Below are 25,893 nucleotides of genomic sequence, written 5' to 3' on the forward strand. Positions count from 1 at the left end.
CAGGACGGCAACGTCCTGGACATCCTCGTGCAGAACCGCCGGGACAAGGATCACCAACAGCATCATGAGCGGGACGCCTAGGTCACGCTCGGACATACAGCAGCGACGAACGTGGGATCGCCTCGTTACCGGCCTGGACTATGTGTGCGTCGAGACCGGTACCCAGACGCGCTTGAGGCATCGTGGTGCGTCTTGTGAGTGCGGTCCGACCACCCCGCTCCCGACGAATCCGGAACCCGCCGGGAGCGGGGAGCCGCGGTGGGTCACCGCACGTCGAACCGGTCGATCACAAGGTAAGAGCCTCCGGTCTTGGTGAGGGTGAGGCTGTGTCGCCCTTGGACCAGACCGCTCACGGTGTAGACGGTCTGTTGGACGTGGCGGCTGGCGGCGTTGGCGTTGACGGTGCTCTGTGAGGCTCCGTCAAGCGAGACCGCGACCGTGCCTTCGTCGGAGTTCGTCTCGGTGACCAGGTCGATTCCGGTGCCGGTGAAGGTGACCGTGACCGAGTCGCCGTTGACCGTGGCGGCATGGACGTCGTCCTGGTAGTCGCCGAGGCCGCGGTTAGTGTAGGCCCTCCAGGACGGTCCGGTGTAGGTGATGGCGGAGGCGGTGTCGTTGTACACGCCGGTGACCTCGAAGCCGTCCACAGTGGCGAAGGAGCCGCTGCGCTTCACGACCTGGATGGTGTGGCTGCCTGCGGTCAGACCGCTCACGCCGTAGACGGTCTGCTGCGCCTGGCGGGTGGTGGCGGAGGTGTCGAACTGGCCCTTGGAGGTGCCGTCGACGAAGACCTCGATCTGGCCCTGGTCACTGTTCTTCTCCCCGATCACGGAGACCCCGGTGCCGGTGAAGGTCAGGGTGGCGCTGTCGCCGTTGGCCGCGGTGGCGTGCAGGGCGTCGTGGAGGTCGCCGAGGCCCCGGTAACCGCTGGCGCTCCAGGAACCGGTGTAGCTGATCGCCGTGTCGTCGTCGTCGACCAGGCCGGTGAGCGGCTGGTACGCGGCTGTCGGTCCGGCCGCGGCGATGATCGCCCGGGCCGCGGCGGGCCAGGCGCCGCCGGAGACGATCGTCGACTGGACCAGGGTGATGTTGGTGCCCCGGTTGTCGTAATGCGAGCGGTCGGCGTAGTTGTCGTGGATGTTGTTGTCGTGGATGGTCGGCGTCCACATGCCGACCCAGTTGCCCCCTCCGAGGCGCACGACGTTGTCGTGGGTGTTCCAGTAGGAGCTGCCCTCGTCGTGGTAGAGCACCTGGTTGGTGTGGTTGGTCACCTCCAGCAGGTTGCCCGAGGTCACGGAGGTGGCGGAGCCGTCGCCGTTGCCCTGGCCGCCGTTGGTGTAGATCGGGCCGCCGTCGTGCAGCACGTTCATCACGTCGTGGACGTGGTTGTTCAGGATCTGGTTGTGACCGGCGTAGATCGTGCCGTGACGGCAGGTGGTCAGGCCCTGGGCCGACTGCATGCTGCATGGGGAGGCGTAGCCCCAGCCCCAGCCGAGCGATATCCCGGAGTACGGAGTGTGGCCGATGTCGTTGTTCGCGATGGTCAGATCGCGGGTGTAGCCACCCCAGATGCCGACCGCGTCGCGGTAGTCCAGGGCGACGTGTTCGATCCAGTTCTGCGAGATGGTGTCGCCGGTGGTCATCCGGGCGGTGTCGGTGAGGTAGTAGTCGTCGACCTCGCCGGCGTAGACGCCGCCGCCGGAGGTGTCGTGGATGTAGTTGCCGGTGACCGCGGTGTTCTGCGTACCGTCGGCCAGGTCGACGCCGTTGCCGCCGGTGTGGGTGATCTCGTTGCCGGTGAAGCCGATGCGGGAGCCACGGTGGATCTGGACGGCCGCCGGGATGCGGAGCGGGGCCTGGGTGTCGGCGTCCCAGAGCACGCCGGCCTGGTTGTCGATGTAGCCGACGGTGGAGGGCAGCTTCCAGGTGGTGTAGGCGAAGGTGAGGCCCTGGAAGGTGATGTCGTGGACCGGGGCCATGGTGTCGGGGATGACGGTGAAGCCGTCGATCACCATGTAGGTGCCACCGGTCTTGACCAGCTTGACGGTGTGCTGGCCCTTGGTCAGGCCGGACACGGAGGCGACGACCTGCTGGGCGAGCCTGGTGGAGCCGGCCGCGGTCACGCTCTGGGTCTTGGTGCCGTCGACGTAGACGTCGATGCCGCCCCCGTCGGTGTTGACCTCGGAGAGTACGTCCAGGCCGGTGCCGGTGAAGGTGTAGCTCACCGAGTCGCCGTTGGCGGTGGTGGCGTGCACGTCGGCGTAAAGGTCACCGTAGGGGCGGCCGGTGGAGGTGGTCCAGGCGCCGGTGTAGGTGACGCCCGGGTCGCTGTCGTTGACCGGGGTCAGGTGTCCTGGGGTTCCGCTCGCGTCCACCAGCTTCTCCAGGACGGGAAGTTCCACGTCCGCGGTGCTGAGATCCTCACCCGTGCGCGGCATGTAGTAGACGTAGCCGGCCGCACTGTCCAGATAGAACTCGCCCTTCTGGTCGAGCAGCTGGTAGGCGTTCTCCACCCAGGTGACGCCGCCCAGCTTGGGCAGGCCGGCACCGTTGAAGGGGAAGCCCCGGTTGACCACCGAGGTGTTGTTGTTCACGAAGCAGGCAGGGGCGACGTTCAGGCTGGACCCACCACCGCTGGGCACGGTGATGCTCGCCAGCGGGCACCTCATGTGCTTCCAGTCCTTGTCGTACGCGACCTCGACCGAGGATGTGTTGGTGAACGACGCGTAGGAGGTGTCGCTGGTGGTGAAGCTGGACCCGCTGAGGGTGAAGCCTCCCGGGTTGAGCGGGCCGCGGGCCCGCTGGGCGCGCACCCCGTCGACGAACAGCTGGCGGCTCTGCGTGCCGACCGGCACCGAGGCGCGGTAGATGTTCTTGGCGCTGTCGTACACCGAGAACCCGGTGACCTTCCGGGCGCCGTTGAATACCGGCTTCTCGCCCGGATAGGCGGCGTAGACGACCTTGTAGCCGTTCTTTCCGGAGTCCGAGGGCCCGAGGGTGAACGCCTCCGACAGCCGGTAGGTGCCTCCGCGGAGAGAGACGTCGATGTCGGCGGCCATCCCGGAGACCAGGTCCCGCACCTTGCTCTTGGCGCCGTCCAGGCTGCAGGGCGCGCTGAGCGTGCAGGCGGTGCCCGAGCCGGTGGGCGACGCGTACAGCAGGGTCGGCGTGGCGGCGGACGCTGGGGGGATCGCGACCGCGAGCGCGGCGATCAGCACGGCGCCTACCGTGCCGATACCGCGGACGGATCTGCGGCGGAACAGCAGCATTGATGCTCCTTCAGGAGAGTGCGGTTGCGACCCGTTGGAGGACGCGACAGGGGTTGAACGTCATGTGCTGGCTATGACTGGTCGGGGGCGGGCAAGAGCTGAGGGCCACAAGGGTCGGGGGACTTTCGGCGGCCATACGGAACAGCGAGGGAAGGAATCCGAAAGCCCGGACACCACTCTCTGGTGTGCCGGTACCCCGGCGGGGTCCGGGCGGGGGTCTGCGGGGCGCACGACGGGCGCGTCGTCCCGCCGCCGAAGCCCGGGCAAGGCCCCCGGCCCGACGCGGGCGGCGGCTTCCTTCTCCCGGCAGGGGCAGGCGTGGCTGCGGCAGTCCGTGGTCTGTCCGGCAGCAGGTTCTCGGGGAGCTCCGACGTCTCACCCATCGGGGCCCTGGGGAGCTTTGTCCGCACCGAGGCTCCTCGCCAGCCACTGCTCGACGGCGGCGACATGGACCGTAGCGGCGGAGACAGCGAGGAGTGCGTCCCGTGTCCGGAGGGCACGGAAGATTTCCTCGTGCTCGTGGTGCGCGTTTTCCAGAGCCTGCTGGATCTGACTGCCCCGCACGATCCGCACCCGCTGGGTACGGGTGGAGAGCACCCGCAGCAACATGGAGAGGACCGGGTTGCCGACCGCTTCCACGATCCGCAGATGGAACTCGATGTCGTGGGCGACGAATTCCTCGACGGTGGCCGCGGCCCGGCACTGGTCGAGTATGCCGCGCAGCGCCTGGAGGTCCTCGGGGGTCAGCAGGGCCGCGGACAGCCCGGTCGCCTGCGGTTCCAGGAGTCGGCGCACCTGGAGCAGTTGCAGGGCGGTCCGCCCCTGGGAGACGTCGGCGGCGAAGGACAGCGTTTCGAGGAGCAGGTGGGGTTCCAGGCTCGACACATAGGTACCGTCGCCCTGCCGGGCCACGAGGATCCGCATGGCGGTCAGCGCCCGGACCGCCTCGCGCAGCGAGTTGCGGGACAGGCCGAGCTGGTCCGCGAGGTCGTCCTCCCTGGGCAGGCGGGAGCCCGGGGCGAGATCACCCCGCACGATCATGGCCTTGATCTGGTCCATCGCCTCGTCGGTCAGCGCCATGGGGGTGCCTTTCATGCCGGGCGGACAGGGGCGGCTCCGCGCGAGCCCTGGCGGGGTCCGGGGGGAGCCGCGTCGCATGGCGTCTACTCCTGCTTCTCGCCGGAGGCGAAGCGGGAGATGATCAGCGCGACGATGATGATGGCCCCGTTGAGGAACTGGTTCCACAGCGGCGGCACGCCCGCCAGGGTCATGACGTTGACGACGAGTTGCAGGGTCAGGACACCGGTGAGGGCGCCGAACACGGACCCCTTGCCGCCGTTGAGGCTGACCCCGCCGATGACGGTCGCGGCGAAGACCTGGAAGATCCAGCCGCTGCCCTGGGTGGCGGAGATGGAGCCGTAGTGGCCGCTGTAGAGGATGCCGGCGAACGCGGCGAGCACGCTGCCGAGGATGAGGACGATCCATACGATCCGGTCGACGCGGATGCCGGCGGTGCGGGCGGCCTCGGAGTTGCCGCCGATCGCGTAGAGCGCCCGCCCGTGGCGCAGCCAGGCCAGGGCGCTGCTGCCGAGTGCGAACAGCAGTGCGCAGATCCAGATGGCTGCCGGCACGCCCAGCCAGGCTGTCTTGCCGAGGTAGGTGAAGGAGGAGGGCAGGTCCACGATGGACTGGCCCTCGGACAGCGCCACCTGGAGGCCGCGCAGCATGGTGAGGCCGCCGAGGGTGACGATGAACCCGTTCAGGCGGAGCTTGAGGATGAGGAAGCCGTTGACGGCGCCGATCAGTGCTCCGACGAGCAGGCACAGCGGTATCGCCGTCCACTCGGGGAACAGCCCGAGCCCGGTGAAGCGTCCTCCGGTGCTGGGCAGCACCAGCCACACGGCGATGACGGGGGCGACACCGATCGTGGACTCCAGCGACAGGTCCATCCGCCCGCAGATCAGGATCAGCGCGGTGGCGAGGACCAGGAGGCTCAGCTCCGTGGACTGCTGGGCCACGCCGATGAGGTTGTCGGCGGTGAGGAAGGCCGGCGAGACGATGAACCCGATCAGGCCCAGCACCAGGATGGCGGGGACGAGCGACAGTTCTCGGAATCTGCCGAGGTGGAGGCCGCGGCGGGGGGCGGTCTCGGTGGCGGGCTGCTTCTCCGCCACGGTGGCTTCGGTGACGTCTGTGGTGGCGGACATGGCTACCTTCCGTGCTCGTGTCGCGAGGCGTCGGTCTGTTCGGTGGGGGATGCGGTTGGCGTTCCCGACACGCCTTCCATGGCAGCGACCAGGTGTTCGTCCTTCCAGCCGCGGTCGAACTCCGCGACCACCCGCCCGTGGAACATGACGATCACGCGGTCGCACACCTTGAGGTCGTCCAGCTCGTCGGAGACGATCAGGGCCGCCTTCCCGCCGTCGGCGACCTGGCGGATCCGGCCGAGGAGGAACTCCTTGGACTTGACGTCGACCCCGTTGGTGGGCCGGATGGCCACCAGGACCTGCGGGTCGGTGGCCAGCGCGCGGGCGACGACGACCTTCTGCTGGTTGCCGCCGGACAGGGCGGAGACCGGGGTCGCGGCCCCCGGCGTCTTGATGTCGAGGCCCTGGATCATGCGCTGGGCGAAGGACCTGGTGCGTGAGGGCAGCACGGTGCCGAACGGCCCAAGCTGGTCGGTGACCGTCAGTGTCGCGTTCTCCGCGACACTGCGGTTGTTGACCAGGCCCTGGAGGTGGCGGTCCTCGGGGACCAGCCCGACCCCCGCGGCGAGCGCCCTCGGCACACTGCCGCTACGGACCTCATGGCCGCCCACCGAGATCCGGCCGGCGTCGGGGCGATGCAGACCTGCGACGGTCTCGCCCAACTGCACGTTTCCGCTGGCGGCGGCACCGGCCAGCCCCACCACTTCGCCCGCTCGCACGGACAGGGACAGGTCCCGGCAGGCGTCGGACAGGGTCAGGCCCTCGATCGTCAGCAGCTCCTCGGCGTCGGGCCGCACGGACGCGGAGCCGGCCGCGGCCGCCGCGGAAGCCGTCTCACCGGTCATGGCTTCCACCAGGGCCTGGTGGCCGAGTTCGGCCACGGGCGCGGTCAGGATATGGGCCGCGTCCCGGTAGACGGTGACCGTGGCGCAGAGGTCGTAGACCTCCTGCAGATGGTGGGAGATGAACAGGAAGGCGACACCCTGCCGCTGGAGATCGCGGAGCTTGTCGAAGAGACGCGCTATGCCGCGGGCGTCCAGCTTCGCGGTCGGCTCGTCGAGGATGATGAAACGGGCGCCGAAGGACAGCGCCCGGGCGATCTCGATGAACTGGCGCTGCTCGACCGTGAGGTCCCGGGCCCGGGCGGTGGGGTCGATGTCCACGCCGTACTCGCCGAGGAGCTGTTCGGCCCGCTGCCGTAGCTGCTTCCAGCGGATGGGCCGCAGTGCGGCGGGGCTCTGCCGGTCCAGGAAGAGGTTCTCCGCCACGCTCAGCTCTTGGATGATCGTGGACCGCTGGTAGACGCAGGCGACGCGGGAGCGCCAGGCGTCGGTGTCGCCGAAAGCGGGTGCCGTTTCGCCCGAGAAGCGCAGCGACCCGGTGTCCGGCTGCTGGCGGCCGGTGAGGATGGACACGAGCGTGGACTTGCCCGCGCCGTTGCGTCCGACCAAGGCGTGCGACTCGCCCGGGGCGATGGTGATGCGGGCGTCGCGCAGCGCGACGGTGGCGCCGAATCGTTTGCTGATACCGGTCGCCTCGGCCACCGGGGCCTGGCCGCGCGTGCCGTTCGCCGGGGCGGTCGCGGTGTCCGCCATGGTGGATACCGTCCTTGTGTACGAGTACGGGGGATGTGTCGAGCGAGGCGGAGGGACGAGATCCTGCCCGTCCCTCCGCTCAGCCGTCGGCCGGTCGGTCACCGGCTGATGTTGTTGCCCCACAGGGACGTGTCGTCCACGGTCTTCTTGGTCACCAGGGGCGCGGGCAGCTGGTCTTCCAGGCCGTTGGGGAGCTTGATGATGGTGGAGCCGTGGTCCGTCGCACCCGGCTTGAACGTCTTGCCCTCGGCCGCGGCCTGCGCGTAGAAGAGCGCGTACTTGGCGTAGAGGTCGGCGGGCTGGGAGATGGTGGCGTCGATCTGGCCCTTGCGGATCGCGTCGAACTCCTGCGGGATGCCGTCGTTGGAGACGATGCTGATGTGGCCCTTCTCGCCGGCCGGCTTGAGCAGGCCCTTCTGCTGCAGCAGCGCCAGGGTCGGTTGCAGGAAGACGCCGCCGGCCTGCATGTAGATGCCGTTGAGGTCGGGGTGCTGGGCGAGCAGGCTCTGCAGCTTGGCGGAGGCGACGTCGCCCTTCCAGTCGGTGGGCAGCTCGAAGACAGTGATCTTCGGGAACTTCTCCTTCATGCACGCGGCGAACGCTTCGGAGCGGTCGCGTCCGTTGATGGAGTCCAGGGCGCCCTGGAGTTCTGCCACCTTGCCCGTGCCGCCCAGCTGCTTGCCGAGGAACTCGCACGCCTTGGTGCCGTAGGCCCTGTTGTCGGCGCGTACGACCATGTAGACATCGCCCTTGTCGGGTCTGGTGTCGACGCTCACGACCGGGATCTTCTTCGCCGCGAGGGCGTCGAGGGTGGAGGCGATGGCGCCGGTGTCCTGGGGCGCCATGACCACGGCCTTGGCCCCGGTGTTCTCGAAGACCTGGACGTTGGCGACCAGCTTGGTGACGTCGTTCTGCGAGTTGCTCAGCGGCAGTGCCTTGATGCCGTCCTTGTCGATGTCCTTCTTCACGTAGTCCGCGTAGGAGTTCCAGAAGTCGGAGTCCGAACGGGGCAGGTCGATGCCGATGGCCGGCTTGTCGCCGCCCGAGGTCTGGGTGGAGGCCGTGCTCTCCCGGTTGCAGGCGGTGGCGAGGGCCAGCACCGCGAGGACGGCGGTGGCGGCTGCGGCGGTGGAGCGGGTACGAGCGAGCTTCATGACCGTGTTCTCTCCTTAGCCCGGGCAGGGAGCCGCAGGGCGACGGTGGGACGGGGCGGCGGCTTCTTCCCGCGGGGGGAGCGGGAAAGGAGTGAGGTCGCCGAAAGGAGCGGGGCCGGAGGGCGGCTGTAGCGGGACCCTGCTTCCCAGGGGATGGGTGTGGATGGGTGAGGCCGATGCCCGAGGCGGTGACGGCATCAACGGGAAGCCGTTGAGTCCTCCGATGTATACCAGGCGGTGAGGACGTTACGGCGAGGTTGCCGGGATTGACAAGAGTCTTCCGCCCTTGAGTCGCGCGGCTTCGCGGGCCTAGGGCGACAGAGCGGGTCCGCAAGCTCTCCTGACTCCACGCTGACGCCGTTGACCTGCGGTTTTTGTGCGAGGTCACTGCGTGGCGACAGCGTCTTACGATTCGGCAACGTCGCCCCGCAGCCCGCCCTTGATCCCGGTGCCCGGGTCGCCGGCCGGTCCCGACATGCAGAAAGGCGACCTCGACCACCACACCTTCTCCGGGCCGTACTGGGCCGCCGCGGCGGGGGAGCTTCGAGTGAGAGTGGGACAGATTCATCGGAGGCCGTGCCGCCACCCGGTGATCATTGATGGGAAAAGTTGGGATGTTGTCCCTTGTGTCACATGGAGAAGAGGCCAAACCTCCGAGGACTGCATTGCCACTCGGGCTTCTGCCATCTACAGTCACCGTGCGCCAGACATCCGATGACTCGGTGACGTGGGCGCGTCTTCTCCCTACGCCCCGCCCGCTAGACCCGGGCGCCGGGGGCGGCCCGCCGTCCGGTGCGGCCGGTCGTCACCCACCGAACCCACGGCAAGGAGCTGTTCCCGTTGAAACTGCTACGACTCGGAGCTCCCGGCGAGGAGCGGCCTGCCGTCCGCACCGAAGACGGCCGACTGCTCGACGCATCTCCTGTCACCGCCGACATCGACGGCACGTTCCTGGGCTCCGGGGGACTGGAGCGGCTGCGTGCCGCCGTCGCGGAGAGGTCGTTGCCGGAGCTGGACCCCGCCGGCCTGCGGATCGGCGCGCCCGTGGCCCGTCCCGGCAAGATCGTCTGCGTCGGGCTGAACTACCGCGACCACGCGGGCGAGACCGGCGCCGCGATACCTCCGCGTCCGGTGGTCTTCATGAAGGACCCGGGCACCGTCGTCGGCCCGTACGACGAGGTGTTGATCCCGCGCGGTTCCGTCAAGACCGACTGGGAGGTGGAACTCGCGGTCGTCATCGGTCGCCGGGCGCGTTACCTGGACGGACCGGAGGCCGCCCGTGCGGTGATCGCGGGCTATGCCGTCAGTCATGACGTCTCGGAGCGTGAGTTCCAGCTGGAGTACTCCCCGCAGTGGGACCTGGGCAAGTCATGCGAGACCTTCAACCCGCTCGGCCCGTGGCTGGTCACCGCCGACGAGATCGGTGACCCGCAGGACCTCGCACTGCACCTGAGTGTCAACGGCGTGAAGCGGCAGCAGGGACACACCCGCGACATGATCTTCCCTGTCGACCGCATCGTGTCGTACCTGAGCCAGTACATGGTCCTGGAACCGGGTGACGTGATCAACACCGGTACGCCCGCGGGCGTGGCCCTCGGTCTGCCCGGCACCCCCTATCTCCGTGCCGGTGACACGGTCGACCTCGCCATCGACGGACTCGGCGACCAGCGCCAGACCTTCGCCCAAGCCTGAAAGGCAGCTCCCCTTGTCCGCAATCTCCGCCCGGATCGTCGCTGTCGACACCTACGACATCCGGTTCCCCACCTCGCGTGAGCTGGACGGCTCGGATGCGATGAATCCGGATCCCGACTACTCCGCCGCCTATGTGGTGCTGCGCACCGACGCCGGCGACGGGCTCGAGGGCCATGGCTTCACCTTCACCATCGGACGCGGCAACGACGTGCAGGTCGCCGCGGTCAACGCCCTGCGTCCTCATCTGCTCGGCCGCTCCGTCGACGAGCTGTGCGCCGACCCCGGCTCGCTGAACCGGGACCTGATCGGGGACAGCCAGCTGCGCTGGCTCGGGCCCGAGAAGGGCGTGATGCACATGGCGATCGGCGCCGTCGTCAACGCCGTATGGGACCTGGCCGCCAAGCGGCAGGGCCAGCCACTGTGGCGGTTGCTCGCCCATGCCGATCCTGAGTGGCTGGCGTCCCAGGTCGACTTCCGCTACATCGCCGACGCCCTCACCCCTGAGGAGGCCGTCCGTCTGCTCACCGAGGGGCGTGTCGGACTGGCGGAGCGCGAGGCTGTGCTGCTGGAGCACGGCTACCCCGGCTACACCACCTCGCCCGGCTGGCTCGGCTACTCCGACGAGAAGCTCACCCGGCTCGCGAAGCAGGCCGTCGCCGACGGCTTCACCCAGATCAAGCTCAAGGTCGGCGCCGACCTGGACGACGACATCCGCCGGATGCGCGCTGCCCGAGCTGCCGTCGGCGACGGCATCCGGATCGCCATAGACGCCAACCAGCGCTGGAACATCGACGAGGCCATCGACTGGACCAACGCGCTCGCCGCCTTCGACCCGTACTGGATCGAGGAACCCACCAGCCCCGACGACATCCTCGGCCACGCGGCCGTACGCCGGGGCGTCTCACCCGTGAAGGTCGCCACCGGCGAACACGTGCAGAACCGCATCGTCTTCAAGCAACTGCTGCAGGCCGGCTCCATCGACGTCCTGCAGATCGACGCCGCGCGAGTGGGCGGCGTCAACGAGAACCTGGCGATCCTGCTGCTCGCCGCCAAGTTCGGCGTACCGGTGTGCCCGCACGCCGGGGGAGTAGGACTGTGCGAACTCGTCCAGCACCTGTCGATGTTCGACTACCTCGCCCTGTCCGGCACCACCGAGGACCGCGTCATCGAGTACGTCGACCACCTCCACGAGCACTTCACCGACCCTGTGGCGATCGCCGACGGCCACTACGCCGCGCCGCTCGCGCCCGGCTTCTCCGCCACCATGCACACGACGTCCATCGCCGAGTACCGCTACCCGGACGGCGCCTTCTGGGCCGCCGACCTCGCCGGACAGGAGCAGATCGCATGACCGGGCTGTCAGGACTCAGGGCCCTCGTCACCGGCGGCGCCTCCGGCATCGGGCTGGCCACGGCCCGGACACTGGCCGCGCAGGGCGCCCGGGTCGCCGTACTCGACCTCGACCCGTCAGCAGCGCAGCCTCCTCTGCTCGGCTTCAAGGCCGACGTCAGTGACGACGCGTCGGTGCGGACCGCCGTGGCGGAGGCGGCCACCGAGATGGGCGGCCTCGACATCCTCGTGAACAACGCGGGCATCGGCGCGGCCGGCACCGTGGAGGACAACCCGGACGAGCTGTGGCACGGCGTCCTGGACATCAATGTCCTGGGGATCGTCCGCACCACCCGCGCCGCCCTGCCGTATCTGCGCCGCTCGCCGAACGCGGCCGTGGTCAACACCTGCTCCATCGCCGCCACCGCCGGACTGCCGCAACGCGCCCTGTACTCCGCCAGCAAGGGCGCCGTGCTCTCGCTGACCCTGGCCATGGCCGCCGACCACGTCCGCGAGGGCATCCGCGTCAACTGCGTCAACCCCGGCACCGCCGACACCCCCTGGGTCGGCCGACTGCTGGACGCCGCCGACGACCCGGACGCCGAGCGGGCTGCCCTGAACGCCCGCCAGCCCATGGGCCGACTGGTCACGGCGGACGAGGTCGCGGCCGCCATCGTCTACCTGGCGAGCCCCGCCGCCGCCAGTGTCACCGGCACCGCACTCGCCGTCGACGGCGGCATGCAAGGTCTTCGGCTGCGCCCGGCGGCCGGCTCATGAGAACCACGACGCTGGGCACGAGTGGTGTCCGGGTCACGGAACTCGCCTTCGGCGCGGCGGGCATCGGCAACCTGTACCGCCCGGTCACCGACGAGGCCGCCGCCGCCGCGGTGAACGCCGCCTGGGACGTGGGCATCCGCACCTTCGACACCGCCCCGCACTACGGACTCGGCCTGTCCGAGCGGCGCCTCGGTACCGCGCTGCGCGGCCGCCCCCGGGAGACGTACACCGTCTCCACCAAGGTCGGCCGGCTGCTGGTGCCGCAGCAGACCGACGGCGACGACCTCGCAGGCGGCTTCGCCGTCCCCGCGACCCATCACCGGGTATGGGACTTCAGCGCCGACGGTGTCCTGCGCTCCCTGGAGGCCAGCCTGGAGCGGCTCGGCCTGGACCGCGTCGACATCGCCCTGCTGCACGACCCCGACGACCACACCGATCAGGCTCTCGGCGAGGCCTACCCGGCATTGGAGCGGCTGCGCGGCGAAGGCGTCGTGGGGGCCATCGGCGTCGGCATGAACCAGACCGCCCTGCTCGCCCGCTTCCTGCGCGAAACGGATGTCGACGCCGTCCTGCTGGCCGGCCGCTACACCCTCCTGGAGCAGCAGGGTCTCGCCGAGGTGCTGCCCGAAGCCGCCGCCCGGGGCAGGAGTGTGCTCGTCGGCGGGGTCTTCAACTCGGGCCTCCTGACCGACCCGCGGCCGAGTGCCACGTACGACTACGCGCCCGTCCCGGAGCCCGTCCTGGCCCGGGCGCTGCGACTGAAGGCCGTCACCGAACGCCACGGCGTCCCGCTGCGTGCCGCCGCCCTGCGCTTCCCGTTCGGCCATCCGGCCGTGGTGAGCGTCCTGACCGGCGCCCGCTCCGCCGACGAGGTGCACGACACCGTCGCACTGCTACGGCGGTCCGTGCCCACCGCCGTCTGGGACGACCTGCGCGCCGAAGGACTCCTGCCCGCCGAGGTGCCTGTCCCTCTGCCGGCGAAGGAGCCGTCGTGAGGATCGCCCTGCACACCACGGTCCGCGCGGACCGCGTCGAGGAGTACGAGGCGGCACACCGCGAGGTCCCCGAGGAACTCACCACCGCCATCCGCGCCGCCGGAGTGAGCCAGTGGACGATCTGGCGCAGCCGCACCGACCTGTTCCACCTCCTGGAGGTGGATGACTACCCGGCGATGATCGCGGAGCTGGAGAAGCTCCCGGTCAACATCGCCTGGCAGGCCCGGATGACCGACCTGCTGGAGGTCGTCCACGACTACTCGGCGGACGGCGCCGACGCCTCCCCGCCTGTGGTGTGGGAGCTGTGACCGGCATGGGTGCCGGCCCCGGCGTCGTCGACGCCCACCACCATGTGTGGGACCTGTCCGTGCGCGACCAGGACTGGATCACCGGTGAGGAACTCACGCCCCTGCGCCGCGACTTCACCCTCGCCGACCTGGAACCCGAGGCACGGGCCGGAGGAGTCACCGCCACCGTGCTGGTGCAGACGGCCACCGTCCCGGAGGAGACGCCTGAGTTGCCGGCGTTGGCCGCGCGGAGCGAGTTGGTGGCCGGAGTCGTCGGCTGGACGGACCTGACCGCCCCCGGTGTCGCCGATGCCCTCGCCGGACTCCGGGAACCGCCAGGGGGCGAGCACCTGGTGAGCATCCGCCATCAGGTCCAGGGCGAGCCCGATCCGGGCTGGCTGCTCAGCCCGGACGTGCGGAACGGCCTGGCCGCGGTCGCCGAGGCGGGGCTCGTGTACGACCTGCTGGTGAAGCCCCATCAGCCGGCGGCTGCCGTCGAGGCCGCCCGGCGCCTGCCCGGCTGCACCTTCGTCCTCGACCACCTCGGCAAACCGCCCATCGCCTCCGGTGAACTCCAGCCCTGGGCGGACGCGGTCCGGCTGCTCGCCTCCCTGCCCAACGCGGTCTGCAAACTCTCCGGCATGGTCACCGAGGCCGACCGGTTCTGGAGCGTGGACGACCTCAAGCCCTACGCCGACACCGTGCTGGACGCCTTCGGTCCCGAGCGGCTGATGTTCGGCTCCGACCGGCCCGTGTGCCGGCCGGCCGCCACCTATGCCGAAGTCGTCCAGACCGCCGGTGATCTGACGGCCGGGCTCAACCCCGCCGAACGGCAGAAGGTGCTCGCCGGCACCGCCGTACGCACCTACGGCCTGCCCCTCCACAGGAACTCCCCATGCGCATAGCCCTCTTCATCACCTGCTTCAACGACACGATGTTCCCGAGCACCGGCCGGGCGGTGATCACACTGCTGGAACGGCTGGGCCACACCGTGGAGTTTCCCCAGGCACAGACCTGCTGCGGCCAGATGCACTTCAACACCGGCTACCGGCCCGAGACCCTGCCCATGGTGCGCCGCTTCGCCGAGGTCTTCGAGGAGTACGACGCCGTCGTCACCCCCTCCGGATCCTGCGCGGGGATGGTGCGTGATTACCACGCTGTGGTGGCCGACCAGTACGGAGACGCCGCTCTCAGCGAGGCTGTCGGACGCGTGGCGCCGCGGGTCCACGAGTTGTCGGAGTTCCTGGTCGACGTACTCGGCGTCACCGACGTCGGCGCGTACTTCCCGCACCGTGTCACCTACCACCCCACCTGCCACTCGCTGCGCATGCTGAGGGTCGGCGACCGCCCGCTGCGACTGCTGCGCGCCGTCAAGGGCATCGACCTGGTCGAACTGCCCGACGCCGAGTCCTGCTGCGGCTTCGGCGGCACCTTCGCACTGAAGAACCCCGACGTGTCGAACGCCATGCTGGCCGACAAGATGCGCCACGTGCTGGACACCGGCGCCGAGTACCTGTGCGCGGGCGACAACTCCTGTCTGACCCATGTCGGCGGCGGCCTGTCCCGCCTGCGCACCGGCGTGGGAACCCTGCACCTGGCCGAAATCCTGGCCGCCACGGAAGGAGGCGTCCGATGAGCGGCGCCGACAACGTCATCTGGCTCGGCGCTCCCGCCTTCCCCGACGCGGCCCGTACCGCGCTGGCCGACACCCGACAGCGGGCGAACCTGCGCCGGGCGACCGGCACCATCCGCGACAAGCGTCTGGCCGTCGCCGCCGAACTCGAAGACTGGGAGGAACTGCGGGAGAGGGCTGCCGCCGTCAAGCGGAGCACCCTGCGGCACCTGGACCAGCATCTCCTGCGTCTGGAGCAGGCGGTGACGGCCGCGGGCGGCACCGTCCACTGGGCGGCCGACGCCGCCGAGGCCAACCGCATCGTCACCAACCTGGTTCAGGCCACCGGGGAGAGCGAGGTCGTGAAGGTCAAGTCGATGGCCACCCAGGAGATCGGTCTCAACGAGGCTCTCGCCGAGGCCGGGATCCGCGCGTACGAGACCGATCTGGCCGAACTCATCGTCCAATTGGGCAACGACCGGCCCTCACACATCCTCGTCCCGGCCATCCACCGGGGCCGCTCCGAGATCCGGGAGATCTTCCAGCGGGAGATGGGCGCCTGGGGAAAGCCTGCCCCCGAGGGCCTCACCGACGATCCGCGCGACCTCGCCGAAGCCGCCCGCCTGCACCTGCGGGAGAAGTTCCTGCGAGCCAAGGTGGCCGTCTCCGGCGCCAACTTCGCCGCCGCGGACACCGGCACCGTGGTCGTCGTCGAGTCGGAGGGAAACGGCCGGATGTGCCTGACCCTGCCGGAGACACTGATCACCGTCATGGGCATCGAGAAGGTCCTGCCGTCCTTCACCGACCTGGACGTCTTCCTCCAGCTGCTGCCACGCTCCTCCACGGGCGAGCGGATGAACCCCTACACCTCGCTGTGGACCGGCGTCACCGAGGACGACGGGCCCCAGTACTTCCACCTCGTGCTCCTCGACAACGGCCGCACCGCGACCCTGGCCGACGAGGTGGGCCGCCAGGCGCTGTCCTGCATCCGCTGCTCGGCCTGCCTGAACGTGTGCCCGGTGTACGAGCGCACCGGCGGCCACGCCTACGGCTCGGTGTATCCCGGTCCCATCGGTGCGGTACTGACCCCTCAGCTCGTCGGCATCGAGCAGGCGGCCTCGCTGCCGTTCGCCTCGACGCTGTGCGGGGCCTGCTACGACGCCTGTCCGGTGAAGATCAACATTCCGGAGGTGCTGGTCCATCTGCGGGCCGAGGCGGTCGAGGCGAAGCGCGCGGCCCGGCTGCTGCCCACCCCGGAGGCGCTGGCGATGAAGGCCGCGGGCGCGGTCCTGGCCTCGCCCCGGCGGCTGGCGGCAGCCCAGCGACTCGGCGCCTTCGGTGCCCGACTGGTGGCCCGCGACGGACGGATCGGTGCCCTCCCCGGCCCGTTCGCCCGCTGGTCCGGAACGCGTGACACACCCGCGCCGGCCCGGGAATCGCTGCGCGCCTGGTGGCGCCGTACGAGAGGGGACGGCGACACGCCACAGGGAAGCCGCACGCGCGGTCGCCCTGGAGAAAACAGCCGTACGACAGAGGAAGGCGAGCGGCGATGAACGGCCGTGACACCGTACTGCGGAGCATTCGCGGCGCTCTGAGCGACGTGCCACGCTCCGGGACCCCCGACGCTGTCCCGGCGCCGCCGGGTTCTGGCGCCGACCACGCCGGACCGGACGTCGTCGGGCTGTTCGCCGAACGAGCCGCCGACTACCGCGCCACAGTCGTCCGCGTGCCCGAGGGCGAGGCCGCCGCCGCTGTCGCTCGCGCGCTTGCGCGGGCCGGAGCGCGCTCGCTGGTGGTCCCGCCGGGGTTCCCCGAGGACCTGCTGCCTCCTGGTGACTGGGCCCGGCTGGCGGACGTCCCACCGCTGAGTATCGGGCAACTCGACGCGGCGGACGCGGTGGTCACCACCGCCGCCGGCGCCATCGCCGTCACGGGCACGGTGGTGCTCGACAGCGGCCCCGGCCAGGGCCGCCGGGCGCTGACCCTGCTTCCGGACCAGCATGTCTGCGTGGTGCGGTCGAGCCAGATCGCCGGTGACGTGCCCGAGGCGCTCGGCCGTCTCGATCCGCTGCGGCCTCTGACCCTCGTCTCCGGCCCCTCGGCCACCAGTGACATCGAACTGGAGCGTGTGGAAGGGGTGCACGGGCCGCGGACGCTGGACATCGTGGTGATCGAGGACTTGTCCCTGTGCGGTCGGCTCGGGGCGCGGTGACGACGTTGCCGCCATTCCGTTTCCCCGAGCCGCCGACCCGAACCGGACGTGCGTGTCTCCACGCATCCGGCTCTCCACGCGTCTTGCCCTGCGGTCAGCCGGTTCCGGCTGCCGAGTCGATGGTCCACGGAGTCGGGATACGTGCTCCGCGGTAGCGATAGCGTTCGATCATGACGCTGGATGCGCCGAGGAACGCGATCTCGCCGTCGGCGAACCGCCACCCCTGATCACAGAATCTCTTCAACTGGCTGCTGGGGATGCTGACGAGCGGGCGGCCGTGGCCGTCCAGGACGCGGCCGGAGGCGATCAGCGGGGTCCCGGGTTCGTCGGGTCGCATCGGCAGGGCGCCGGGGTTGTGGATGCGCGGGAGCCGGGGGCGTAGGGGTGTAGCCGTCCTGGCCGTCCTAGGTCCTGTCTGGAGCTCGGATCAGGAGTTCGGTAGATCGCCTGCGCGCGGGGGCTCGGTCTTGATAGGCCGTCAGTCATGGCGCGAGGCGATCTCACCGATGAGCAGTGGGCCCTGATCGAGCCCCATCTCCCGATTGCCGCGGTTGGGCCCATCCCCGACCTGCGGAAACATTTCAACGCGGTGATGTGGCGGTTCCGGACCGGTAGCCCCTGGCGTGACCTGCCGACCGAGTTCGGGCCCTGGCAGAGCGCGTACGACCGCTTCCGGATCTGGGCGACGCGTGGCGTCTTCCAGGACCTGATGCACACAGTGATCGCCGAGGCCGCTGCCCGCGGCCAGGCTGATCTGGGCCTGGTCAGCGTGGACTCTGCGACCGCCCGGGCCCACCACCACGCCGCCGGGATGGCCCTGGACCCCGAGCAGTTGGCGGCCTTGGAAATGGCCGTCGAGGCCGAAAAGGGGGCGAGGACAAGGAGCAAAGAACGCAGGACGGACAGGCCGAGGACGAGGCGCGCGTCGAGCGGCGACGGGTCCACCGACGACACCGGGCCCGCTTGAAAGCCGCCGAGCTGGGGCGTTCCCGGGGCGGACTGACGAGCAAGATCCATGTGGCGGACGACCGACGCTGTCGCCCGCTTGCGTTCGTCCTCACGCCCGGGCAGGCCGGCGACAGTCCGCAGTTCGCCCCGGTCCTGGAACGGGTGAAAGTGCGCGGCCCGGTCGGGCGCCCGCGGACCCGGCCGGATGCAGTGGCCGCGGACAAGGCGTACTCGTCCCGACGCAACCGCCGCTACCTGCGACAACGCGGGATCCGAGCCGTGATCCCGGAGAAGGCCGACCAGGCTGCGAACCGCAAGAAGCGGTGGCAGGGCCGGCGGGCGGCCAGTCTCGCACGACGCGACACTCTACAAAGAGCGCAACACCGTGGAACGGTGCATCAACCGGCTGCGGAACTGGCGCGGTATCGCTACCCGGTACGACAAGACCCCGGAGAGCTACGAGGCCGGACTGCACCTGTGTGGTGCGATGCTCTGGCTCCGCAGCATCGCACCACACTCGTGATTCGAATTCCAGACAGGGCCTAGTAGGGCTTGGGCAGGTTCGTATTGGGTGGGTATATCGCGGTGGTAGGTGGGGCAGGTGCCGGCCCAGAGGACGAGGAGCGTCTGCAGTTCGCGGATGACCTGTAGAACGGCGGACGGTTGATCATCGAACTGGACTGACGGCCTGCGGGATCACAGTCCCTGCGCATCGGCCATCGAGGCAGCCTCGTCACCTTGCTGGCGCCGCTCCTCGCCGGAGCCCTGACGCTGACCGCCGTCACCGCTCCCGCCGTCTACGCCGCCGACACCGACTCCGCCCCGGACTTGACGCAGAGCGACGGGAGTTTCGGCCCCGGAATGTACGTCGTGACGCTCACCGACGCACCCGTCGCCGCCTACGAGGGCGAACTGCCCCGCCTGAAGCGGACGGCACCTAAGTCCGGCAACCGGCTCGACCCCGACTCCGGCGCGGTCGACGCCTATCGACGCCACCTGGACGACCGCCGCGACGAGGTCCTCGACGCCGTACCCGGCGTCAAGGCGCTCTACGACTACGACTTCACGCTCAGCGGCTTCGCCGCGAAGCTGACTGGCCGGCAGGCGTCGAAGCTGGCGGCGACGCCGGGGGTCGCCGCGGTTACCCTCAGCACGGCAAGCCGACCGACGGTTAATTCCCCGGGCTCCGCCGGCTCTCCGACGCCGGACCACGGCCCTGCGGCGGAGGCTGCGGGTCGAGCCGGAACCACCCCGGACCGGGCCCCGGAATCACCCGCGTCCGACGCATCCGGCACAGGGAAAACCACCTCTTCCGGCTCGCTCCCCGACCTCCCCGCCATGCTGGGTCTCTCCGGCGGCAAGGGGCTGTGGTCGAAGTCCGGCGGGCCCGAGCACGCCGGTGAGGGAATGATCGTCGGCATCGTGGACACCGGCTTCGACCCGTCGAACCCGATGCTCGCCCCGCTTCCGGAGCCGCGCCCCGACGCCGAGGCCATCGCCAAGAAGTGGCACGGCACGTGCGACGAGGGCACCGACCCCGACCCCGCCAACCGCGTCACCTGCAACAACAAGGTGATCGGCGCCCAGTGGTTCCGCAAGGGCGTGGCCGCGCCCACCCCCGACGACGTGGCCTCGCCACTGGACCGGGACAGCCACGGCACGCACACCGGTACGACAGCCGCCGGGAACCACGGCGTCGAGGCGTCGATCCCGGGCACCGGCACCAGCGGAAAGCTCAGCGGGGTCGCGCCGGCCGCGCGGCTGGCGTACTACAAGGCCTGCTGGAGCACGAACTGCTGGGGCGTGGACACCGTGGCCGCGATCGACCGGGCCGTCGCGGACGGCGTGGACGTCATCAACTACTCCATAGCCGGGGACATCACCCACCCGACCGTCAAGGAGGCCTTGTTCAACGCGGCCAAGGCGGGCGTGTTCGTCGCTGTCTCGGCCGGCAACAGCGGCCCGGGCACCGTCCAGATCACCGCCCCCTGGTTGACGACGGTCGCCGCGTCGACGCACGGCACCGAATACACCGCCTCAATCACCCTGGGTGACGGCCGCCGCATCACCAATCGCAGCCTGAACGCGGGCGTCCCCTCGACCTCGCTGGTCAACGCCGCCGACGTGCGCAAGTCGGACGCCGACGCCGAGCAGGCCGCGCTGTGCGCGCCGGGCACGCTCGACCCGGCGCGGACCAAGGACAAGATCGTGGTCTGCGACCGGGGCGGCAACCTCTTCGTCGGGGTGAAGGCCACCGAGGTCAAGTCGGCGGGCGGCAGAGCGATCGTCCTCACCCACACGCCGACCAGCGGCATGGACTTCTTCGCCACCACCCTCGCCATCCCCCTGTTCCAGGTGAGCAAGGAGAACTCGCCGACGGTGAAGGAGTACGCGGCCACCGAGAACGCGACCGCCGGGTTCCTCCCCAGCCAAAGCCACAAGACCACCGCCCGGGACGTCACCTCCTTCTCCTCCGGCGGCCCCGACGACCACAGCCACGGCGACCTGCTCAAGCCGGACATCGCCGCCCCCGGCGAGGCCGTCCCGGCGGGCACGGTGCCGGGAGGCCTGAGCGGCTACGCGGGCTCCTTCGGCTTCATGTCCGGTACGTCGATGGCGTCGCCGCACATCGCGGGCCTCGCGGCCCTGCTCAAGCAGCTCCACCCCGGCTGGTCGCCGATGGAGGTCAAGTCGGCGCTGATGACCACGGCGACGACGAAGGACGAGAAGGGCGGCCCCGTAGGCCGCCAGGACGCCGACTCCGCCACGCCGCTCGACTACGGCTCCGGCATCCCCCGCGTCACCCGCGCCGCCGACCCCGGTCTGGTCTACGACTCCACGTCCGCCGACTGGACCGCGTACCTCTGCGCCATCGGCATCTCCCCGGCGGCGGAGAACGGCGAGGACCCCTGCGCGACGGCCACGCCGCTCGACCCCAGTGACCTCAACTACCCGTCGATCTCGGTGGGCGACCTCTACGGCCACCAGACGGTAACCCGCAAGGTCACCAATGTGTCCTCCAAGACGGCCACGTACAAGGCCACGCTCCACACCCCGCCCGGCTTCCGCGCCAGGGTCACCCCGAAGCGGCTGACCCTGGCGCCGGGCGAGTCGGCCTCGTACACGGTTGAGTTCGAACGTATGGACGCCGCCTACGACACCTGGTCCTACGGCTCCCTCACCCTGAGCGACGCCCACGCCCGCCACCGCGTCACCAGCCCGATCGCCCTGCGCCCCACACGGTTCGCGGCGCCGAACGAGGTCACGGCCACCGGCCAGGACTCGGTGAAGCTGACCGCCGGAGTCGGCTGGACGGGCGAACTGACGGCGAAAGCGGCCCTGTACACCGCCACGAAGACGACAGGCACCCTGACCGGCACGGACAAGTCCGACTTCCCGGAGAGCCCGCACACCAACGACGCGGTCGTGAAGCACCGCGTCCACGTCCCCGAAGGCGCCGCCTTCACCCGCGTGGCCATCACCGCCGCCGACCACCTTCCCGGCAGCGACATCGACCTCTACGTCTTCGACACCGCCGGCAACCAGATCGGCCGCCCCGACGCCGGCTCCGACGAACACACCGACCTGCCGCCCGGCGACTACGACGTCTACGTCCTCCAGTACAGACTCCCGGCCGGCACGACCAGCCAGCAGTACACCCTGTGGAGCTCAGAGGTGGGCCAGGGCGCCCCAGCGGTACGCCCCTCGGTCACCCCGCCCTCCCAGCAGGTCACCGCGGGCGACCGCCCCGAACTGACGGTCACCTGGCCGGACGCCGTACGCGGCGAACGGTACGTCGGGGTTGTGGAGTTCGGCGACGGCTCGACGACGGTGGGCCGCACACCGCTGACCGTGACGCCGTAACTCCACAGCTCCGTAGCTCCGTAGCTCCACTGATCCGGACAGACCGCCCGCGAACTCCCTTGAGGTCGTGGGCGGTTCGCATGCTCCTGAAGCGCAGACTCCGCCGATTCCCCCGACGGGATGGCAGGGCACCCCATCGCCCGGGGCCGGCCACCTCCACCTCCACAAGTAGCAATGCCGGTAGAGAAGGTGGAGCGGGAGGTAGTACACGTGGTGCGGCGGGACAGGGCGAGAACAATGCCGGGGCCGCGATCTGGGCGACGGTCGATGGCAACGCGGCGAGGGTGGCAGTGGCGCTGACCGTTCCTTTGACCGTCGCGAGGGCGCTCTCGGCCCCCGCGCGGCGGCCAGGATCCGGTCGGCGTGGTCGAGGAGCACCCGAGACCACGGGCGCGGCCGCCGTCGAGGCTCGCGCTGGCGCCGTGCTCGACTTTTCTGCTGCTCTTCCTCGACACCGTCTTGCTGCCCCGCCTGGATACGGCTGAGACCGCCACGGCGGAGACCAGCATGAGTACGGCTGCCTGGACACCACCGTCTGCCCGGTCCTCCGCAGGCTCTCTCTCAACTCCGCTCGGCTCTCCACTGGCGCCCCATGGACTTCACGCCACGGCACCACCCACCCGGCCAGCGGTGGCCGCACCAGCAGCCCCAGTGCGACTCGCATCACACCGAGTGCCCCCATGGCCAAAACATCTGATGTGTCAGATACCGTCTTGTCAGATGAATGGCTCGCGTCAGCGGGCCCCATCCTCGATGGAACAGCGAAGAGTCCTGATGAGCACACTCGAATTCACCGGCCTCGATCTGGACGTTCCGGTCGGCAGCAAGAACAGGACCGCCACCCTCGTCAACAGCGAGCAGGAGGCGCTGCTGACCGACACCGGCCTCACCCCGCCGACGGCCACCGGCTCGCCTCCGACATCCTCGACCCCGGCAAGCTCAGCGCCGGTCTGAGGCGCGGACCGTACGAGACCACCGGCTTCGCTGCTTCCGCTCCCACCCTCCCGGCCGCGGCGGTCCGCCGCCCGTACACCGGGAACACCCCTGCCCCCACGCAGAAAGGGTTACCCAAGTGACCAGCCTTCCCAGTCGACGGCACCTCCTCGCCACCGGAGCAGGCGCCGCGCTCGGCCTCGGCGCGCTCGGCGCCACCGCGTCCCCCGCCGCGGCCGCCCCGACCACAGCCGCGCACGGCGCCGGCGCGGAGGAGACCAGGACCCTCGACGAGCTGTACCAGGCCGCCATCGCAGAAGGCGGCAAGCTCGTGATCTACGCGGGCGGCGACCTCGCCAACTCGGGCAGCGGCGCCGGCGCCCGGACCGCCTTCCGCCAGCGGTTCCCCCAGATCGACCTCAACCTCATCGTGGACTACAGCAAGTACCACGACGTCCGCGTGGACAACCAGTTCGCGACCGACACCCTGGTCCCCGACCTGGTGCAGTTGCAGACGCTGCACGACTTCACCCGCTGGAAGCGCCAGGGACGGCTGCTGCACTACAAGCCCGCCGGCTTCAGCAAGCTCCACAAGAAGTTCAGGGACGCGGACGGTGCCTGGGTGGCCGGCATGGTCATCGCCTTCAGCTACCTGTACGACGTGGCCGCGGCCGGCGCCGACGCGCCGCAGACGCCGCTGGACCTGGTCGACCCGCGTTGGAAGGACGCCATCGCCTCCTCCTACCCGCACGACGACGACGCGGTGCTCTACCTCTTCGCCCTCTATGCCGAGACCTACGGCTGGGACTGGGTGGCCGACTTCGCCGCCCAGCAGCCGCAGTTCGCCCGCGGCACCTTCTCCCCCGGCGCTGCCGTCGCCAACAAGGAGAAGATCATCGGCGTCGGCGCGGGCGGCAACCCGCTCGCCACCACCCCGACCCGCTGGATGATGACCGACGGGCACCCGTTCATGGCGTGGGGACAGCGGATCGCGATCCTGAAGCAGGCCGCCAACCCCACGGCGGCCAAGCTCTACCTCAACTGGCAGCTGTCTACCGAGCGCCAGACCTCCAACAGCTGGTCGGTACGCACGGACATCGCGCCCCCCACCGGCCTCAAGCCGATCTGGGAGTACCCGAACGCCAACCTGGACGGGTTCCCCCGCTTCATGGAGGACCGGGCCCAGGTCGAGCGGCTGAAGCAGACCTTCGCCCTCTACTTCGGCGAGGTCAAGGGCGACCCGACGCCCGGCTGGCCCGGTCTGCACCCGGGCGCCTGACCCTCCATCAGGTCCCGTACGTGGCGGGCTCGACGGCCTTGGGTTGTCACATCGGCGTGGTCGGATTACAGCCAGCAGCGACGCGGGCGCGCCGTACGCCGGCCATAGCTCGCGCTCACCACGTGCGGGGTCCTGGTTCCAGCGACCCCGCTGGCCATCGACGAGTTAATCGCCCACGCCCCCCAGCTCAAGGGCACCAGGGCGGTTGCCCAGATGCTGCGGATCTCTCACCGCACTGTGGAGCGGTACGTCAAAGACCAGATCAGGAAGCCGCGTCCGGACCTCGCCGCGCGCCAGGAGCGCGAGGTGAAGAAGCGGTGGCAGCCGCAGATCCGAGACAAGGCGCGGCAGAAGGCGGCGACCACGGGCGGCATCGTCTTCGACACTCCGCTGGTCACAGCGCAGCACTGCCAGCACGATGGTGGCGATCTTCCCTGCGGGTAGGACGCGCCACCGCGAGCCGAGATTCTTGAGGTGGCCGCGTATCAGGTCGGCGAGCCAGTTCAGGGTGGCACTCGACAGTGAAGCTTCCCCTTGATCGTGGACACCTGGAGACTGGGATCTTGAGGTTCCAGAGGAAGTAGCACCAGGTGGGAAGCAAGTACACGAAGCGGTACACCGAGGAGTTCAAGCGGGACGCGATCGCGCTCGTCGACTCCTCGGGCAAGGCGGTCACGGCCGTCGCCCGGGAACTGGGCATCAGCTCCGAGTCCCCGCGCGGCTGGTACCGCCGGGCGAAGGCCGACCAGGGCGAGGGCTCCCCGGGCGACCTGACCAGCGCGGAGCGTGAGGAACTGCGCCGGCTGCGCAGAGAGAACCGCGAACAGCAGCAGACGATCGAGATCCTGAAAAAAGCGACGGCCTTCTTCGTGAAGGAGAGCGACCGGTGACCACGTTGTACCGGTTGATCCACGCGGAGAAGGCGAACTACCCGATCGTGCTGCTGTGCCGGGTGCTGCACGTGACCCGCTCCTCCTACTACGCCTGACGCGAGGGCGAGGCCGCCCGCCGAGAGCGCCAGGCGGCCGACGACGCGCTCGCCCACGAGATCACTGTGCTCCACATCGCCTCCCGTCGTACCTACGGCGTCCCGCGCATCCACGCCGAACTACGCCGCCTGGGCCGGCGGGTGAACCGCAAGCGCAACGCCCGCGTCATGCGCGAGCGCAACATCCGCGGCGTCACCCGCCGCAAGCACCGCTCGCTGACCCGGCCGGACGCGAAGGCGAAGCCGGCCCCGGACCTGATCGGCCGCGACTTCCACGCCGAGCGTCCCGGCACCCGGCTGGTCGGCGACATCACCTACCTGCCCACCGTCGAGGGCTGGCTCTACCTCGCCTGCTGGCTGGACCTGGCCACCCGCGAGATCGTCGGCTACGCCATGGCCGACCACCACCGCGCCGAGCTCGTCGTCGACGCCCTCGACATGGCCCACGGCCGAGGCGGCCTGGAGCCCGGATGCGTGATCCACAGCGATCGCGGCAGCGAATACACATCGACCCAATTCCGGGAGCGAATACGGAAGTTCGGGCTGCGACAAAGCTGCGGACGCACTGGATCGTGTTTCGACTGTGAGGATGATCGGGTGCCGTTCCGGGCGGTGGCCTGACCCGTGTTTCGACTGGCGTTGTTGCCTTGGCGTTGATCTGTCGGCCACTGCCTGGAGCGGTACTCGCTGCCGCCGGGCAGGGGACGTGTCCCGATAGGGGCCTTCGCGACAGGCACCGTCACAGTCTTGAC

The 25,893-nt window shown here is 69.9% G+C and carries 21 protein-coding genes and 3 pseudogenes; 18 read left to right on the forward strand and 6 right to left on the reverse strand.

Going from position 1 to position 25,893, the window contains the following annotated elements; all coding sequences use genetic code 11:
- Window positions 1-263: 263 nt before the first annotated feature.
- From QFZ76_RS22715 to QFZ76_RS22735, 5 genes are all read right to left on the reverse strand, one after another.
- Window positions 264-3,269, reverse strand: a complete 3,006-nt coding sequence (locus QFZ76_RS22715; protein WP_307675473.1) for a hypothetical protein — start codon at window positions 3,267-3,269, stop codon at window positions 264-266.
- A gap of 375 nt (window positions 3,270-3,644) precedes the next feature.
- The gene (locus tag QFZ76_RS22720; RefSeq protein ID WP_307680103.1) at window positions 3,645-4,349 is read right to left on the reverse strand and encodes a FadR/GntR family transcriptional regulator; all 705 of its coding nucleotides are present in this window, start codon (window positions 4,347-4,349) and stop codon (window positions 3,645-3,647) included.
- 83 nt (window positions 4,350-4,432) lie between these two features.
- Entirely contained in the window at window positions 4,433-5,476 is a 1,044-nt protein-coding gene (locus QFZ76_RS22725) for an ABC transporter permease (RefSeq protein ID WP_307675474.1), read from the reverse strand.
- Window positions 5,477-5,478: 2 nt separating this feature from the next.
- On the reverse strand, window positions 5,479-7,071 hold the full coding sequence (locus tag QFZ76_RS22730) for a sugar ABC transporter ATP-binding protein (RefSeq protein WP_307675475.1): 1,593 nt from the start codon (window positions 7,069-7,071) through the stop codon (window positions 5,479-5,481).
- A 98-nt stretch (window positions 7,072-7,169) separates the two neighbouring features.
- Window positions 7,170-8,225, reverse strand: coding sequence for a sugar ABC transporter substrate-binding protein (locus QFZ76_RS22735; protein ID WP_307675476.1), 1,056 nt, complete (start codon window positions 8,223-8,225; stop codon window positions 7,170-7,172).
- A gap of 840 nt (window positions 8,226-9,065) precedes the next feature.
- Between QFZ76_RS22735 and QFZ76_RS22740 the strand changes: the two genes are divergently transcribed.
- The 9 genes from QFZ76_RS22740 to QFZ76_RS22780 are packed head-to-tail and all read left to right on the forward strand — an operon-like array spanning window position 9,066 to window position 17,129.
- Entirely contained in the window at window positions 9,066-9,917 is an 852-nt protein-coding gene (locus QFZ76_RS22740) for a fumarylacetoacetate hydrolase family protein (protein ID WP_307675477.1), read from the forward strand.
- Between the two features lie 13 nt (window positions 9,918-9,930).
- Window positions 9,931-11,268, forward strand: coding sequence for an enolase C-terminal domain-like protein (locus tag QFZ76_RS22745; protein WP_307675478.1), 1,338 nt, complete (start codon window positions 9,931-9,933; stop codon window positions 11,266-11,268).
- Entirely contained in the window at window positions 11,265-12,023 is a 759-nt protein-coding gene (locus tag QFZ76_RS22750) for an SDR family NAD(P)-dependent oxidoreductase (RefSeq protein WP_307675479.1), read from the forward strand. Before QFZ76_RS22745 ends, QFZ76_RS22750 begins: the two co-directional genes overlap by 4 nt.
- Window positions 12,020-13,018 (forward strand): aldo/keto reductase, encoded by a 999-nt coding sequence (locus QFZ76_RS22755; RefSeq protein ID WP_307675480.1) that lies wholly within the window; start codon window positions 12,020-12,022, stop codon window positions 13,016-13,018. Before QFZ76_RS22750 ends, QFZ76_RS22755 begins: the two co-directional genes overlap by 4 nt.
- On the forward strand, window positions 13,015-13,326 hold the full coding sequence (locus QFZ76_RS22760; RefSeq protein WP_307675481.1) for an L-rhamnose mutarotase: 312 nt from the start codon (window positions 13,015-13,017) through the stop codon (window positions 13,324-13,326). The genes QFZ76_RS22755 and QFZ76_RS22760 overlap by 4 nt, the downstream gene beginning before the upstream one ends.
- Before the next feature lie 5 nt (window positions 13,327-13,331).
- Window positions 13,332-14,210, forward strand: a complete 879-nt coding sequence (locus QFZ76_RS22765; protein WP_307675482.1) for an amidohydrolase — start codon at window positions 13,332-13,334, stop codon at window positions 14,208-14,210.
- Window positions 14,201-14,941: a (Fe-S)-binding protein gene (locus QFZ76_RS22770; protein ID WP_307675483.1), complete on the forward strand. Its 741-nt coding sequence runs from the start codon at window positions 14,201-14,203 to the stop codon at window positions 14,939-14,941. Before QFZ76_RS22765 ends, QFZ76_RS22770 begins: the two co-directional genes overlap by 10 nt.
- A complete protein-coding gene (locus tag QFZ76_RS22775; RefSeq protein ID WP_307675484.1) occupies window positions 14,938-16,470 on the forward strand; it encodes a LutB/LldF family L-lactate oxidation iron-sulfur protein in 1,533 nt (510 codons plus the stop codon). The genes QFZ76_RS22770 and QFZ76_RS22775 overlap by 4 nt, the downstream gene beginning before the upstream one ends.
- The gene (locus QFZ76_RS22780; protein WP_307675485.1) at window positions 16,467-17,129 is read left to right on the forward strand and encodes an LUD domain-containing protein; all 663 of its coding nucleotides are present in this window, start codon (window positions 16,467-16,469) and stop codon (window positions 17,127-17,129) included. The genes QFZ76_RS22775 and QFZ76_RS22780 overlap by 4 nt, the downstream gene beginning before the upstream one ends.
- A 94-nt stretch (window positions 17,130-17,223) precedes the next feature.
- On the opposite strand, the gene QFZ76_RS22785 is transcribed toward QFZ76_RS22780, so the two are convergent.
- On the reverse strand, window positions 17,224-17,466 hold the full coding sequence (locus QFZ76_RS22785; protein ID WP_307675486.1) for a hypothetical protein: 243 nt from the start codon (window positions 17,464-17,466) through the stop codon (window positions 17,224-17,226).
- A 147-nt stretch (window positions 17,467-17,613) separates the two neighbouring features.
- Between QFZ76_RS22785 and QFZ76_RS51810 the strand changes: the two genes are divergently transcribed.
- The 9 genes and pseudogenes from QFZ76_RS51810 to QFZ76_RS22825 form a co-directional block, all read left to right on the forward strand.
- Window positions 17,614-18,096 (forward strand): IS5 family transposase, encoded by a 483-nt coding sequence (locus QFZ76_RS51810; RefSeq protein ID WP_373464336.1) that lies wholly within the window; start codon window positions 17,614-17,616, stop codon window positions 18,094-18,096.
- Window positions 18,097-18,146: 50 nt separating this feature from the next.
- Window positions 18,147-18,413, forward strand: a pseudogene (locus QFZ76_RS51815) (transposase); the annotation flags it as partial.
- Window positions 18,414-18,462: 49 nt separating this feature from the next.
- Window positions 18,463-18,600 carry a hypothetical protein gene (locus tag QFZ76_RS51820; RefSeq protein ID WP_373464583.1) on the forward strand — a complete coding sequence of 46 codons (138 nt, stop codon included), beginning with the start codon at window positions 18,463-18,465 and terminating at the stop codon, window positions 18,598-18,600.
- A gap of 215 nt (window positions 18,601-18,815) precedes the next feature.
- Window positions 18,816-21,941: a S8 family serine peptidase gene (locus tag QFZ76_RS22795; RefSeq protein WP_307675487.1), complete on the forward strand. Its 3,126-nt coding sequence runs from the start codon at window positions 18,816-18,818 to the stop codon at window positions 21,939-21,941.
- A 774-nt stretch (window positions 21,942-22,715) separates the two neighbouring features.
- Window positions 22,716-22,895 carry a hypothetical protein gene (locus tag QFZ76_RS22800; protein ID WP_280883510.1) on the forward strand — a complete coding sequence of 60 codons (180 nt, stop codon included), beginning with the start codon at window positions 22,716-22,718 and terminating at the stop codon, window positions 22,893-22,895.
- Between the two features lie 118 nt (window positions 22,896-23,013).
- Window positions 23,014-24,153, forward strand: a complete 1,140-nt coding sequence (locus QFZ76_RS22805; protein ID WP_307675488.1) for an ABC transporter substrate-binding protein — start codon at window positions 23,014-23,016, stop codon at window positions 24,151-24,153.
- Window positions 24,154-24,333: 180 nt separating this feature from the next.
- Window positions 24,334-24,540, forward strand: a pseudogene (locus tag QFZ76_RS22810) (XRE family transcriptional regulator); the annotation flags it as partial.
- A 203-nt stretch (window positions 24,541-24,743) separates the two neighbouring features.
- Window positions 24,744-25,043, forward strand: coding sequence for a transposase (locus QFZ76_RS22820; protein WP_307675489.1), 300 nt, complete (start codon window positions 24,744-24,746; stop codon window positions 25,041-25,043).
- Between the two features lie 128 nt (window positions 25,044-25,171).
- Window positions 25,172-25,762 (forward strand): annotated as a pseudogene (locus QFZ76_RS22825) (IS3 family transposase); the annotation flags it as partial.
- Window positions 25,763-25,893: the final 131 nt, after the last annotated feature.

It is taken from the genome of Streptomyces sp. V4I2, from assembly GCF_030817655.1.
Lineage (GTDB): Bacteria > Actinomycetota > Actinomycetes > Streptomycetales > Streptomycetaceae > Streptomyces > Streptomyces plumbiresistens.